This is a genomic window from Sporosarcina sp. P29 (assembly GCF_002743265.1).
Classification (GTDB): Bacteria; Bacillota; Bacilli; order Bacillales_A; family Planococcaceae; genus Sporosarcina.
Genome location: NZ_PDYX01000014.1, coordinates 19,528 through 34,322 on the forward strand (window position 1 = coordinate 19,528; position 14,795 = coordinate 34,322).

A 14,795-nucleotide genomic window follows, 5' to 3' on the forward strand; every position below is an offset into this window, starting at 1 on the left:
CCTGACGTCAGACCGTCTTCCTTGAATAAGTATTACTCTTCGTCATCCACAAACTCAGGTTCCACTTTCTCTAAGCGCTCTTCGCTGGTGATCGTGTACATACCTGCCGCATCTTCCTTTTTAGTCGATGCCTTCAGTTCATTTACCGTAGCATTGACGATCTTCTGTCCAAAGCGAATTGAAAGCTCATCGCCCGGCTTAACGACCGACGATGCTTTGGCTACTTTCCCATTAATCGTAATTCTACCTTGGTCAGCCACTTGTTTCGCAAGCGTCCGGCGTTTGATAAAGCGTGATACTTTCAGAAACTTATCGAGTCTCATTTGGATTCTTCCTTTCGTTTGGCCTGTTGCCAGAACTCTTCTAGTTCATCTAATGTATAATCTTCAAATTTCCCACTTCCTTGTTTCACAGATTGCTCTACGAATTGAAAACGGGATTTGAACTTTTCGTTTGTGTGCCACATGGCCTCTTCTGGTGATATTTTCAAGAATCTTGCAATGTTGACAATAGTGAACAGTACGTCTCCGAGCTCATCTAGCTGTTGCTCCGGGCCGCCATCTTTCACTTCGTCACGAAACTCTTGCCACTCTTCCTGGAACTTGTCGAAAGCTCCTTCGATGGAAGGCCAGTCAAATCCCACTTTGGCCGCGGTCTTTTGATAATTATAAGATGTCAGCAAGGAAGATGCCAAACGTTCTTGTCCTTCTAGCAACGTAGTTGGTTTCGGTTTTTCTTGATCCTTGATGGCTTGCCAGTTCGCCAACACTTCTTCCGTTGTGTCCACTTGTGTTTGTTCAAATACGTGCGGGTGACGACGGATCATTTTAGAACCGATAGTTTCGAGTACATCTTCCATAGAGAAGTACCCATTGTCTTCACCGATTTGAGCATGAAGGAAGACTTGCAGTAAAACATCTCCTAGTTCTTCGATGATTGCGTCGTCATCTTCTTCATCGATGGCTTGGATCAGCTCAAAGGATTCTTCGATTAAATAGCGCTTCAATGATTCATGGGTTTGCTCGCGATCCCAAGGACAGCCGTCTGGGCCTCGCAACGTTGCAATAATGTCCCTAAATGAACTCCACTCTTTCAGTCGTTGTTCGTGATCAAGTAAAGGTGGCACGTAGACAGTCGTTAAGTTATTTAATGTCACTGTACGGTCAAGCTCAAACAACGGGATTTCAGTCAACTTTTCATCGCGGGAACCCGCTGACGTAACAATTGTGACAACATGATGATCGGGATATTTCTCCATCAAAGACAATTTCACGTCTGAAGCGACGAAAGCATCATAGACTTGTCCAATTAATACGTGCTGATCCATGCGTACGTCGTCGCGTTTCAAATCCGTACCGTCAAGCAACTGGAATCCTTCAATCGGGTCGATACGCAACGCTGTGAAAATCGGATCCAAAAAGCTACTGCCGCCTGCGATATAAAGTTCAATCTCACCCAGACGTTCTTTTTCAATCAATAATTGGACTGTACGTTCCGCTACAAGTGGGTGTCCAGGCACCGCGTATGTAATCGGCTGTTGCGTACTGAGTTCAAGAAGTTTATTGACGATTTTTCGATAGACGTCTTCAAATGCATCATTTTCTTCATAAATCGAATCAAAGCTTTCCATATTTAATCCTTCTGAACGCAACTCCGCCACGACGGGATGTTCTTCCGTCCGAATATAAAGATGGTCCGCTTGTTTCAATAATCGGTACGTGCCTAGTGATAGCTGTTCCAAATCACTTGCGCCAAGTCCGATAACAGTTATTTTATTCACATAATTCACCTTCTATTTTTAGTTAGCCATAGTTGCATAGTCGCCAATCGTTTTCCAAAAGGCAGTAAATACCACTCTTTTTCTTTCATTATACGTGATTTCAAGATGACGAAAAGGAATATGATTGCTCCAATTACGACAGCAGATAGTGCCGTTAACGTTGAGCTTATTCGTGAGGATAATCCGTCAAAAAGCCAATAGTCCGCTATAAGCATCCAGGGAATCAATACCACTGCCATTGCAACGCCTGCGCTAATCAGCACGCAATAATAACGTCGCGAGGCCAGTGGGAACTTCCAAAATCTCTTAAAGTAAATAATTAATAACACAGCAACGACCGCGAACGCAATAGTGCCTGATGCCGCGGCACCTTCAATTCCATACTGGCGAACCATCCATGGTGTAGTCGATAGTTTTATTACGACGCCAAGTAGCATGAGTAGTAGTGGTCCACGCACTTTTCCACTTCCTTGAAGAATAGCCGTCAAAGGTAAAATAATCGACAACCAAAAAATCTGAATACAGAAGATGATTAGCGCAACTGATCCTGTTCGTGTTTGGAACAGCATTTCATTGACAAAAGGGAGGACGAGAACCAATCCAATCGTCGCAGCCCAGCCGAATAAAATAGATGTACGGAACGTTAGGCTAATGAACGGTAACGCGCCTCGTCCATTGGTTTTGGAGGCATGGTGTGCGATTAACGGCACGAGCGCCAACGCCAAAGTAGACGCAAGCAAAATACCCATTTGCGCAAGCGGCTGTCCCCTGTCATAGACACCTTTCATTTCCATAGCAATCTCACTCACTGCACCCGCTTCGACTAATGCGTTATAGATCGTGAAAGAGTCCACCAATTGAAAGACTAATAAAATTAGTGAACTCGCACTGACACCGATGCTAATCTTAGTCAGATCTTTGATTACTTGCCACGGTTTTATAATAGCTACCGCCAAACTTTCCCGTCGTAGGAAAAACCCTGTCAGAATCAAGACACCTGCTGCTTCACCTGCGACCGCTGCCCACATCGTAATTTCCCCTATTTTATAAAGCGATGTTCCGGCACGTATCGCAATCCACGTACCCGCTAGTACGATGATCACCCTGAATAACTGCTCTGAGACGTTTGAGATCGCTACAGGTATCATTTGGCCTTCCGATTGAAAGACGCCCTTCAGTACAGCTAGGAACGGTAGTACGAGAACAATATATGCACCGGTCTGCAAAACGGGTGCCAGTGCTATGTCTCCCATCAATTCAGCAAAAAAAGATGAACCTGAACGCAATAATAGAAAGATCCCCACAGATAAAACGAGAAGATATGCGAGTGACACGCGTAAAATCCCACGCGATTCTCCAGGACCTTTGCTTTCCGCAAGCATCTTAGACACCGCAACGGCAAAACCCGAAGATGTCCAAACGATAAATATTCCGATGAACGGATACACTTGCTGATAAATATAGAACCCTTTATCTCCAACTAAGTTTTGAAATGGCACACGATAGACCGCGCTCAACACTTTTACAATGATAGCGGCAATAGTTAAAATCGATGCACCTTTCATAAACGACTTCATATTCCATTTAGTCAACGCCATATACGCGCCTCTTTCATTTGATGATGATTTCTAGTATACCATCACATCACATCAGAGTAGGCGTGTGATTGCAATCAATAAAATAATAACACCACTCATGAATGTTCCGAACTGACCAACCGACATCTTACCAATCTGCACTCCTGCCAGTTTTGCGCCCAGTCCCACACCAATAGACAATGTAATATAGCTACCAACCGCTGCTGATAATGCGATTGCAACTGGTGATAATGCTAAAAGACCTGCTCCGACACCATTCGTTAATGCATTCGCAGAAAGCGCAATACCGAGCAGTAAAGCTTCCCCCAGACTAATGTGCGAGGATCCATCAAAATCCATCTTTTCCGGTTCACTGAACACATTCGCTTGGTGTTTTCTTTGTTGACGAAACGCGATAATCATAATGCGTATTCCGATGATACTTAGTACAGCAAACGCTATAAGATCAGGTAGTATGCCTGGTAACATTTCAGCTAGCCACGCACCCGAAACGATACCAATCAAACTGAAGATAAAACAAATTACCGCAATAAGTGCATTCGACGTAAATGGAATGCGGACTCGCTGTACCCCGTAAGAAAGTCCGACTCCAAAGTTGTCAATGCTAGATGAAATTGCAAAGCCTGCGATCAATAGCCAAGTCATTCCGCTCCCCCCAGCCTATTTGGTTTTATCATACTATACGTGCGCAACAGAGCAGGCGTGTGTGTGCTAGGCGCATAATAGATCCAACCTTTCCAATGAGCGGGGGAGACTTCATTGTAGGTATTGGCTGAATTCGTGATACGTTTTTACTTTTTCAAAGTCAAGACCAGACATAATCGCAAACGCATTGAGCGGTTGCAGTGTAAGTATGATCGCTTGCGGGGTATGATAGAGCGCCTGTGTATGTGGATAGAGCGGAAGCCGGGTGCCATAGAGCGGTTAGCTATGAACTATGAGCGCTTGTAAGAATATATGAGCACCAGTTACCACGCTCTCATCAATAATCAGCGAACCTATGACAAAGCGTCTTCCCGGAACGCCGAACAACGCTCCCCCTTATCATCCACTCGCTTCATAAAATAAAAAACGTCTTCCCTATACTTTATAGGAAAGACGGGTTATTATTCATCTTCATCTGGGAGTAGGCAAGATCAGTTCCTTTGAAACGGATACGCCTGTGCGCATTGCAGCTTTTCCTACTGCATGTGCGACAATTGTTGGGATACGATCATCAAATGGATCCGGAATGATGTAATCATCACGTAGATCTTCATCCTTGATTAAATCTGCAATTGCATATGTCGCGGCAAGCTTCATCTCTTCATTAATTTCTGTCGCTCTAACGTCCAGAGCTCCACGGAAGATACCAGGGAACGCCAAGACGTTATTGACTTGGTTAGGATAATCAGAACGGCCTGTCGCAATAATACGCACACCATACTCCTCTGCCAATTCAGGCTTCAACTCAGGCATTGGATTCGCCAGTCCGAATACGATAGGATCTGTATTCATTAGTGCAATTAATTCCTTCGTCAGCAAGTTCGCAACGGATACACCAACGAATACATCAGCGCCCTTCATTGCAGCTGCTAATGAACCTTCAATTTTCTCGAGGTTCGTGACGCGTGACATTTCATGTTTGATGTCATTCATCGCATTCTCGCGGCCTTCAAAAATAATACCTTTTGAATCACACATAATAATGTTTTCGAAGCCCATACTCAACAATAGTTTCGTAATCGCAACTCCAGCCGCACCCGCGCCATTCAAAACGATTTTCACGTCTTCTTTCTCTTTTCCGACTACTTTTAATGCGTTTAGCAATCCCGCACCTACTACAATTGCTGTACCATGCTGATCATCATGGAAGATTGGGATACTACATTCTTCACGTAATCTACGTTCGATTTCGAAACAACGTGGAGCCGAAATGTCTTCTAGGTTTACAGCACCGAATGTGGGGCTGATCGCTTTTACAATGTTAACAATTTCATCTACGTCTTTTGTATCCAGACAAATCGGGAATGCGTCAATCCCTGCGAATTGCTTCAACAATAGAGCTTTCCCTTCCATTACCGGCAAAGCTGCTTCAGGGCCGATATCTCCTAGTCCAAGTACAGCCGTTCCATCTGTCACAACTGCAACTAAGTTCCCTTTAATTGTATATTCATACGCAAGAGATGGATCTTGAGCGATTTCTACACAAGGTTCAGCAACTCCTGGTGAGTACGCTAAACTCAAATCCTCTTTATTTTCTAATGGCACTTTCGAAATAACTTCCATTTTTCCATTGTGAATTTGATGCATGTGTAAAGAAGATTTGTATTTCCTGTTCATAATATCGCTCTCCCTGTCTGGTTTTTTATTGTTCATTCGTGTTGGTAGTGATTATAAGCGCAAACGAGAAGTAAATACAAGTGGCAATATTCTATTAACTCCCAAAATTAAGAATTAGTAAGCGGTTACATCGCCTCCATCTCGGGTTTTTTGTGCCCTTAAAATTTTCTTAAAAAAGTTTTGACTTTTATGCTTTTTCGTAGTATGTGAAACCTTTCACTTTTCAATTTATGCCTTGTGAAGCCCTTCACTAAAGGCTTTTGTGAAAAGCTTCACGTAAAGAAATATGGTCCTGAAAAACGACTTATGTATATAGTATGTGATAATCTTCACTTTTTAATTGATGAAAAATATTGAAATATATTGATTGTCACAAAGACGGAAATGGTTTTTTATGTAAATTAATTAGTTGCGTATACCCCAATTTATAGGTTAAATGAAAATTTATCATTTATTATTGTTCTAAAAATAATATGCTGAAATAAATTTTCAGTATATTTCACACCAAAAAACTCACAGAAGATTTTTCTACTGTGAGTTTTGGCTGAAAATTTAACTTTTTTATTAAAATTGTTTAGCTTTCCATCTGTTTTGCTAGGAAGTTGGCAGCTGTTTCTGCTGCTTTTTGCTCGACTTCTCCAACAAAATGTACTTTGGACAGCAAATAGACGGCACCGATTGCGTCGCCATTTGTAATGATTGGCGCTATACAATAAGATTTAATCTGCTCTACCTGACCCGGCACCCATTCTACCGTCTTCTCATGTTTCTCCATGACTGTAGCTCGACCATTTAGGATTTCTTCGCATACGGGGGCTAACTGCCGGTTCATATAATCCTTCTTGGCAAGTCCCGCTACCGCGAGCATCTCGTCGCGATCACTGATTAGCGCAGGTGTACCAATTGTTTCATAAAGTGATTCTGCATATTCCACCGCAAACTCACCAAGCTCTGAAATAGGTGAATACTTCTTTAAAATGACTTCCCCTTCTCGATCAGTGAATATCTCCAAAGGGTCCCCCTCACGGATGCGAAGTGTCCTTCTTATTTCTTTTGGTATAACTACTCTTCCTAAGTCATCAATTCTGCGGACAATACCCGTTGCTTTCATGTATAATGCCTCACTTTCTCGAAATTAAATGTATTTCTGAGAATAGTATGCATCAACATTGGTCATTTTATGCAATCAAGGTGTTACAAGGCATCCGTAGATTCTATTTCCTTTGCCGTTTCCTGCATCGTGTGTACCATATCTTCTACCATATCGAATTCTGTAAATTGATTGGACTTCTTTTCATTCACAGTTACAGTAATTTGTCCGTTGTCAATCGTCAGTCCAACCGCGTGGCCAAACTTCAATGAACTTTCCATAAGCTTTGCACCGTCAGCGCGAGCTGTTCCTTCTGCTGACAAGCGGATTTCTACTATTCCCTGTACATTCTTGATAGAAACTACGCCAGCGTCACGTCCCCACGCTTTCATACGTCCAACGCGGAGTAGTAAATCGGCTTCAAATGGCATATCACCGAATCGATCGATCATTTCATCGACAAGCTCCAGATAATCCTCATCGCCCGTAATCGCTTTTACGCGTTTGTACATTTGAATCTTTTGATAACCGTCATGAATGTATGATTCCGGTAAGTAAGCATTAATAGGCAAGGAGATTTCGACATCTGCTTTGTCTTCTTTGACGACACCTGTCTGTCTCTCTTCTATCGCCTCTTGTAGTAATTGGGAATACAGATCGAAACCAACAGAATCAATGAATCCATGTTGTTGCGAACCAAGTAAATTCCCCGCTCCTCGAATGGATAAATCACGCATGGCAATTTTAAAACCTGAGCCTAGCTCCGTAAACTCTTTGATTGCCTGTAAGCGATTTTCTGCAACTTCCGTTAGCACTTTGTCACGCTGATAAAGCATATAGCTGTATGCTACGCGATTGGAACGGCCGACACGCCCACGTAATTGATAAAGCTGTGATAGCCCCATGCGATCTGCATCATGGACAATCAACGTATTGACGTTTGGAATATCGATTCCAGTTTCAATAATGGTAGTTGTCACCAGTACATCAAATTCTCCTTCTAGAAAACTTAATATGACTGCTTCGAGAGCCGCCTCACCCATCCGGCCATGTGCAGACGCGATACGCGCTTCTGGCACCAAGTCACGAATTTCCTGAACTTTACGATCCATATCTTCTACGCGATTATATAAATAGAAGACCTGTCCGCCACGTCCCATCTCCCGCTCAATCGCTTCACGTACGAGTCCACCATTATGTTCCATAACATATGTTTGAACAGGGAACCGATTGGCTGGCGGTGTTTCAATTACGGATAAATCGCGTACTCCTACCATCGACATATGCAAAGTCCTTGGTATCGGAGTTGCTGTCAACGTCAGTACGTCTACATTGTTTTTCAACTGCTTCAATTTTTCTTTATGCGTTACACCAAAACGTTGCTCTTCATCGACAACGAGAAGCCCAAGATCCTGATAAACAACGTCTTTCGACAATAAGCGATGTGTACCGATGACAATGTCAACAGTACCCGCTTTCAAACCTTTAATCGTTTCATCTTGCTCTTTCTTAGAACGAAAACGATTGAGTAATGAAACCGTTACAGGATAATCTGCGAAACGTTCTTTCATCGTCTCGAAATGTTGCTGTGCAAGTATCGTAGTGGGCACCAAGAATGCCACCTGTTTACCATTCGTTACTGCTTTAAATGCAGCACGGATCGCAACTTCAGTTTTTCCGTATCCTACGTCACCGCATAACAATCGATCCATAGGTCGTATACGTTCCATGTCTCTCTTAATTTCCTCGATAGATTGTAACTGATCCTGTGTCTCTTCGTAAGGGAAAGCATTTTCAAATGAACGTTGCAAATCGTCATCCTCACCAAAAGCAAAGCCTTTTTCCGCTTCTCGTCTGGCATATAATTTGATCAAGTCATCCGCAATATCCTGAATGGCCGCCGTTACTTTACGTTTGGTTTTTACCCAATCCGTCCCGCCAAGTTTATGTAGCTTTGGCTCTTTCTCTCCTGTAGCTACATACTTTTGAATTAAATCGATCTGGTCAGCCGGCACAAAGAGCTTATCCTCACCGCGGTAACGAATATCCAAGTAGTCTTTCTGGATACCTTTAACGTCCAATGTTACGACGCCATAGTATTTCCCTATCCCGTGATGAACGTGGACGATATGATCCCCTGGCTTGATCTCTGAATAACTTTTGATCCGTTCGGCATTCGTTAATTTAGAGGGACGCGCTTTACGTTTCGGCTTACCAGTAAACAATTCTGCATCTGTAATGACAGCAAGCTTCTGGAACGGCAATTCAAAACCTGCCGATAAATCGCCTTCTATAATAGACAACACGCCCTCTTTACTAGGCTTGCCATCTATCGCTGCTTCAATATCATATTCACGTAAAATCTCTTGAATAGTCTTCATTCTCTCAGTTGAAGAAGCCAAGAGAAAAACATTATAATTCCCTTGTTTCCAACGCTCTATTTCACTTTTCAATAGGGGCATCTGACTATGGAACTGTTGCATTGGCTTACACGAAATCGAAATGGACTTCTTAATAGTGAAACCAGGCACTGTTCGCGTAAACAAAGACAAATAGAGTCGTTGTTGATGAATATCCGATAGTACTTGCTCGTATTTCCATGCAAGTTTCGTGTCATGCAACATTTTTCCATCTTCGAGCATTGAAAGCTGGTATTCCTGCTCCTCCGACTCCAAAGTAGCCACGGATTCTTGTATTCGCCCCAGCTCGTCAAATAAAATGACGCCATTTTCGGGGAAATAGTCAGTCAGCATAGCGCTCGCTTCAGTGGAAAACGAAGCATACTTCTTCATCGTGTCCGGCACAATCCCGTCTTTCATCATGCTGATATCCTGCATGATCGTCATCAATAATTGCTGCTGTAATTCTTCACTTTTGATTTTAGTCAAGCTTTCGCCAAGCGCTTGCTCCACCTTTTGTGATACTTGCTGCAATTCTTCAGGTGTCCAGATGAATTCGTTCGCCGGCAACAATGTGATTGATTCCAATTTACCTGTTGAACGCTGGTCTTCCGCCGAAAACGTTCGAATGGAATCTATTGTCGTATCGAATAATTCAATACGAACTGGTTCTGCCATCGTAAGCGGATAAATATCCAGTATTCCACCGCGTAACGCAAATTCACCCGGCGCGCTCACCAGGTCTTTTCGTATATAGCCCATGGATACTAAGTTTTCCAGCCAGACACCTATATCAATCTCTTCGTCTGTTGAAGCCGTTACGTAATGAGCCAACCATCGTTCCTTTGATGGCAACAGCTTCCGCAACCCTGCAACCGGTGTAATATAAATACCACTGCCTGTACGTGCCATGTGATCCAATGTATCAATCCTACCCGCACGTAATTCATAGCTTGCGAATGAAAAGTCTGCTGCAACAAGTTCTTCTGCAGTGTATAAGTGAATATGTTCATCCCCCACCAACTTGCTCAAGTCTTCATATGTTCGCTGTGCTTGAAGCATATTGGGTGAAACAATCAAGACAGGACGTGTCAATGACTGCTGAATCAATTTAAAGAAAACCGCTTTGGAACCGCCCGATAGACCTGTGATCAACTGCTGATCCTGCCCGTCTTCCAAGTCGTTCAGCAAACCTTGAATCTCTTTCTCTTCTAGAAAAAGCTGTTCTATTACTCCCACTTGACTACCCCTCCTTATCTATTAACTTAGTCTCTCTCTATATATTGAACAGAATGCTTTATGCACAAAAAGCTTTGGCTATCAGCGCCAAAGCATCCGTTACTTATTGTAACCATTTTTTTAAGGTGTAATAATCCGGGAACGCCTGCAATGATTGCTCGCAGTGTTCACAAATACATCGTATATGCAGGCCACCATCTGAATCTACGGACAAAAATGTACTTTTATCATCACCGTCTATTTGACTGAGGGTATCTTTGGCCGATTCAAATGGAATGGAGCCGATTTCCGTATGACAGTGATTACAAGAATAACGGATCATATTCTCTTCACCTTCCTTTTTCAAAGTATAGGCAAAGAGTTGATGTATTATGCTTATCCGTTAAATTTATTCATCACTTCAAGGAATGGCTTCTTTTTTGTTGCCCATTCTTCACAGGCCTCTGCACTCTTTTGTATCGCGTCTTGGATCAATGGTTGCTCGTCCTTGCTAAACGGAGATAATACATAGTCAGCAACCTTCATACCACCAGTAGGACGATCAACACCAATACGAATTCGGTTGAATTCAGAAGTGCCTAGATGTGCAATAAGGGACTTCATGCCATTATGACCGCCAGCACTTCCCTTTTGACGAAGTCGGATTTTCCCTGCAGGTAAATCCAAGTCATCGTATAGCACGACGATTTCTTCATCATTCACTTCAAAGTAGTCCGCTAAAGGACGGACGCACTCGCCGGACAAGTTCATATAGGTCATCGGCTTTAATAATATCACTTTACCTCCGGCTGTATGGACAGTCGTAAATTGGCCATTGAATTTTTGCTGAAATGCTGGAGCTTGCCAGCGCTTAGCCAATTCATCAATGACTTGAAAACCAATATTATGGCGCGTGTTTTCGTAGTTTTTCCCGGGATTTCCGAGACCAATTAATAATTTCATGTTCTTCTCTTCCTTTTCTAAACGATATATATACATAGAAAAGGAGCGCACGGTTCAAACTCGTGCGCCCATTTTGTAACTTATTTCTCTTCTTTATCTTCACCGATTACTTCCGGCTCAGCTTCAGTGCTTTCAGTCGCTTCATCTAATGCTTCCATCTCTTCTTCAGTACGTGGTGCAGAAATAGTTACTAATCCTACTTCGTCTTCAGTTAAGATTTCAAACTTCACTTTGTCACGGATATCGCCAACAAGAATTGTTTCACCAATTTCAAGTTCTGAAACATCTACATCGATATGATCAGGAATGTCAGATGGCTTTACGCGAATTGTAACTTCCCATACTGGTTGTTGAATTGTTCCGCCTGCTTTTTCACCTGGTGCGTCTCCAACAAGGTTGATTGCTACGTCTACTTCAAGCTCTTCTGTCATGTTGATCGCCAAGAAGTCAGCGTGTGTAAGGAAACCAGTCAAAACGTCTGACTGATAATCGTTTAATACGACGTTTACGTCGTTGCCGTCAACAGTCAATTTGATTACACCGTTTCTTCCTGTTTCACGAAGTGTGTCTAGAAGATCACGCTCTTTTACTGCGATTGGCGTACTTTCTGTTTTATAACCGTATACTACGGAAGGAATCCAACCGCTTTTTCTTAATTCGCTTACTGTCTTCTTGTCAGTTTCTCTTAAATTCGACTTAATTGTGCTCATTTGTATAGTCACCTATCCTATCAAAAAGTTTTTTATAAATCTTTGGATTTTCAATATCAGAAGATATCAGTTAACTCATTATCACTCAAATAATGTGCTTACAGACTTGTTCTCAAACACACGAATGATTGCAGCTGCCAACAAAGGCGCAATCGATAGCTGTTTGATTTTTGGAGATTGTTTACTTTCCGGCAATTTAATAGAATTCGTAATCACTAATTGCTTGATTTGAGAATTATTAATGCGCTCAATCGCTGGCCCGGATAAAACTGGGTGTGAACAACAAGCATACACTTCTTTTGCTCCACTTTCAATTAGGGCGCTCGCAGCAATCGTGATTGTACCAGCTGTATCGATAATATCATCAATCAGAATGGCTGTTTTTCCTTCTACATTGCCAACGATATTCATCACTTCCGCTACGTTCGGGCGCGGACGACGCTTATCGATTATTGCAATGGGCGCTTTCATACGATCGGCCATTTTACGTGCGCGCGTCACACCACCATGGTCAGGTGAAACGATAACAAGATCATCGCTTGCTAATCCTTGACTCTGGAAGTACTCCGTTAGGATTGGTTCTGCAATCAAGTGATCGATTGGAATATCGAAGAACCCTTGAATTTGCGGTGCATGCAAGTCTACTGCAATGACGCGATCAGCGCCTGCTTTTTCAAGTAAGTTTGCAACTAATTTAGCCGTTATAGGTTCACGTGAACTCGCTTTACGGTCTTGGCGTGCATACCCGTAATAGGGCATGACTACGTTAATCGTACGCGCGGATGCACGCATTAAGGCATCTAGCATAATGAGAAGCTCCATCAAGTTATCGTTGACCGGATTAGAAGTTGATTGAATAACAAACACTTCACAGCCACGGATGCTTTCATCGATATTAATTTGGATTTCTCCGTCACTAAAACGTTTGACTGAGAGCTTGCCGAGCGGAAGCCCGACTTGATCTGCTACTTCTTTTGCAAGTGGTTCGTTCGCAGTTAAAGAAAAGATTTTCAGTTTGTCGTTTGGATATTGATTTGCCATGATGGCCCTCCTGTTGGTTGGGTAAGATTAGTTTTTTACGTATCCTTCTTTATTCTCTTGCCGAACGCGTCCAATTGCAAGTGAATTTTCCGGAACATTTTTTGTGACTGTGGATCCCGCTGCCACAATCGCATTCTTTCCTATCGTGACCGGTGCAACCAAATTGGCATTGCAACCAATAAATGCATTATCTTCTATCTCTGTTTTGTACTTGTTTTTACCATCGTAATTCACTGTAATCGTACCACAGCCAACGTTAACATTCTTGCCTATTTCTGTATCCCCTATGTAACTGAGGTGAGAAACTTTACTATCGTCACCAAGCTGAGACTTTTTCACCTCAACAAAGTTACCTACTTTGACATGATCACCAAGCTGTGTGTCGGGACGCAAGTGTGCAAATGGACCAACTGCCGTCTGATTCCCAATCATACTATCACGAACGACGGATGAGTGAATCGTCGTGTCGTCACCCACTGTACTGTTTTGGATATGACTGTTCGGACCAATGATACATTGTGCCCCAATTTTTGTAGCGCCTTCAATGATTACGCCAGGTTGGATGACAGTGTCACGTCCAATTTCAGCTTCTGCACTGATCACTGTCTGCTCAGGGCTGATGATTGTGACACCGTTGCGCATATGCTTCTCCGCAATTAATTGGCGCATGCTTTTTTCTGCTTGTGCTAGTGCCACACGGTCGTTGACGCCTAATGTTTCATGGAAATCTGGCGTTGTATAAGCCGAAATCCGCTGTCCTTCAGATTTTAAAATTCCTAATACGTCTGGGAGATAATATTCGCCTTGTGCGTTATCGTTGTTCACTTTTTTCAGTGTTTCAAATAACACGCGATTGTCAAAACAGTATGTGCCTGTATTTATTTCCTTAACGAGACGCTCACCGTCGTTTGTGTCTTTATGCTCGACGTTTCGCATTACGTCACCATTCTCTGCACGGATGATGCGGCCGTAACCTGTTGGATCATCTGCTATTGCAGTAAGTATTGTCGCTTTTGCTTCCGTTTCATGATGGTGTGCGAGGAGCGCTGCCATCGTCTTCGTGCTGATCAATGGTGTATCACCGCAGACAACTAGTGTTGTGCCTTCAAGATCCGCAAGTACCGCCTCAGCTTGTTGCACGGCATGTGCTGTGCCCAGTTGTTGTGCTTGTAGCGCGTATTCACTTTTGTTGCCCAATGTCTGCTCTACCATTTCGGCACCATGACCGACAATCGTGACGATCCGATCTGAGTGGAGGTCACGAATGTGATCGATTACGTGCTCTACCATCGGCTTTCCACAGACTGGATGAAGTACTTTATAAAGATCCGACTTCATTCGCGTGCCCTGTCCTGCTGCTAGGACGATCGCATATGTATTTGTCATCTGCCAGCCTCCATCCTTGTTTGATAAATTCATAATTGACTATATCGGAAATGACTGATTTTTTCAAGCATTTCCCCTTGACAATTACATAACTTTATTTTATGATTGTTAATCTTTTTGCGATTATATTGGTATAGGAATAAAAGTTGTAAGAAAATATAGATGAAGTGTTCAAAGTAAGTTTGGTTGTGGGTGTGGGTGAACTTATTTAAGTTCAAAAGCACTTTCTCAGTAATAGTAAATGAATTTGTGAGTGCGAAGGGATGGAAGCTCCAGTTGGCGGATGCT

The 14,795-nt window shown here is 42.8% G+C and carries 12 protein-coding genes; all 12 read right to left on the reverse strand.

Going from position 1 to position 14,795, the window contains the following annotated elements; all coding sequences use genetic code 11:
- Positions 1 to 32: 32 nt before the first annotated feature.
- The 12 genes from CSV68_RS11920 to glmU all read right to left on the reverse strand — a co-directional run bounded on the left by CSV68_RS11920 (position 33) and on the right by glmU (position 14,507).
- On the reverse strand, positions 33 to 323 hold the full coding sequence (locus CSV68_RS11920; protein ID WP_099634833.1) for an RNA-binding S4 domain-containing protein: 291 nt from the start codon (positions 321 to 323) through the stop codon (positions 33 to 35).
- Positions 320 to 1,780, reverse strand: coding sequence for a bifunctional methyltransferase/pyrophosphohydrolase YabN (gene yabN, locus CSV68_RS11925; protein ID WP_099662253.1), 1,461 nt, complete (start codon positions 1,778 to 1,780; stop codon positions 320 to 322). Before yabN ends, CSV68_RS11920 begins: the two co-directional genes overlap by 4 nt.
- A 5-nt stretch (positions 1,781 to 1,785) precedes the next feature.
- Positions 1,786 to 3,378, reverse strand: a complete 1,593-nt coding sequence (locus tag CSV68_RS11930; protein WP_099662254.1) for a putative polysaccharide biosynthesis protein — start codon at positions 3,376 to 3,378, stop codon at positions 1,786 to 1,788.
- Positions 3,379 to 3,429: 51 nt separating this feature from the next.
- Positions 3,430 to 4,023, reverse strand: a complete 594-nt coding sequence (ytaF, locus tag CSV68_RS11935; protein ID WP_099662255.1) for a sporulation membrane protein YtaF — start codon at positions 4,021 to 4,023, stop codon at positions 3,430 to 3,432.
- 471 nt (positions 4,024 to 4,494) lie between these two features.
- Positions 4,495 to 5,700 carry an NAD(P)-dependent malic enzyme gene (locus tag CSV68_RS11940; RefSeq protein ID WP_099662256.1) on the reverse strand — a complete coding sequence of 402 codons (1,206 nt, stop codon included), beginning with the start codon at positions 5,698 to 5,700 and terminating at the stop codon, positions 4,495 to 4,497.
- 574 nt (positions 5,701 to 6,274) lie between these two features.
- A complete protein-coding gene (spoVT, locus tag CSV68_RS11945) occupies positions 6,275 to 6,811 on the reverse strand; it encodes a stage V sporulation protein T (RefSeq protein ID WP_099634828.1) in 537 nt (178 codons plus the stop codon).
- 83 nt (positions 6,812 to 6,894) lie between these two features.
- On the reverse strand, positions 6,895 to 10,428 hold the full coding sequence (gene mfd / locus CSV68_RS11950) for a transcription-repair coupling factor (RefSeq protein ID WP_099634827.1): 3,534 nt from the start codon (positions 10,426 to 10,428) through the stop codon (positions 6,895 to 6,897).
- Positions 10,429 to 10,531: 103 nt separating this feature from the next.
- Positions 10,532 to 10,750: an anti-sigma-F factor Fin gene (locus CSV68_RS11955; protein WP_099634826.1), complete on the reverse strand. Its 219-nt coding sequence runs from the start codon at positions 10,748 to 10,750 to the stop codon at positions 10,532 to 10,534.
- Between the two features lie 53 nt (positions 10,751 to 10,803).
- Positions 10,804 to 11,370: an aminoacyl-tRNA hydrolase gene (pth, locus tag CSV68_RS11960; RefSeq protein WP_099634825.1), complete on the reverse strand. Its 567-nt coding sequence runs from the start codon at positions 11,368 to 11,370 to the stop codon at positions 10,804 to 10,806.
- An 80-nt stretch (positions 11,371 to 11,450) separates the two neighbouring features.
- Positions 11,451 to 12,080: a 50S ribosomal protein L25/general stress protein Ctc gene (locus CSV68_RS11965; protein ID WP_099634824.1), complete on the reverse strand. Its 630-nt coding sequence runs from the start codon at positions 12,078 to 12,080 to the stop codon at positions 11,451 to 11,453.
- Between the two features lie 81 nt (positions 12,081 to 12,161).
- On the reverse strand, positions 12,162 to 13,121 hold the full coding sequence (locus CSV68_RS11970) for a ribose-phosphate diphosphokinase (RefSeq protein WP_099634823.1): 960 nt from the start codon (positions 13,119 to 13,121) through the stop codon (positions 12,162 to 12,164).
- A gap of 27 nt (positions 13,122 to 13,148) precedes the next feature.
- Positions 13,149 to 14,507 carry a bifunctional UDP-N-acetylglucosamine diphosphorylase/glucosamine-1-phosphate N-acetyltransferase GlmU gene (gene glmU / locus CSV68_RS11975; RefSeq protein ID WP_099634822.1) on the reverse strand — a complete coding sequence of 453 codons (1,359 nt, stop codon included), beginning with the start codon at positions 14,505 to 14,507 and terminating at the stop codon, positions 13,149 to 13,151.
- Positions 14,508 to 14,795 lie beyond the last annotated feature (288 nt).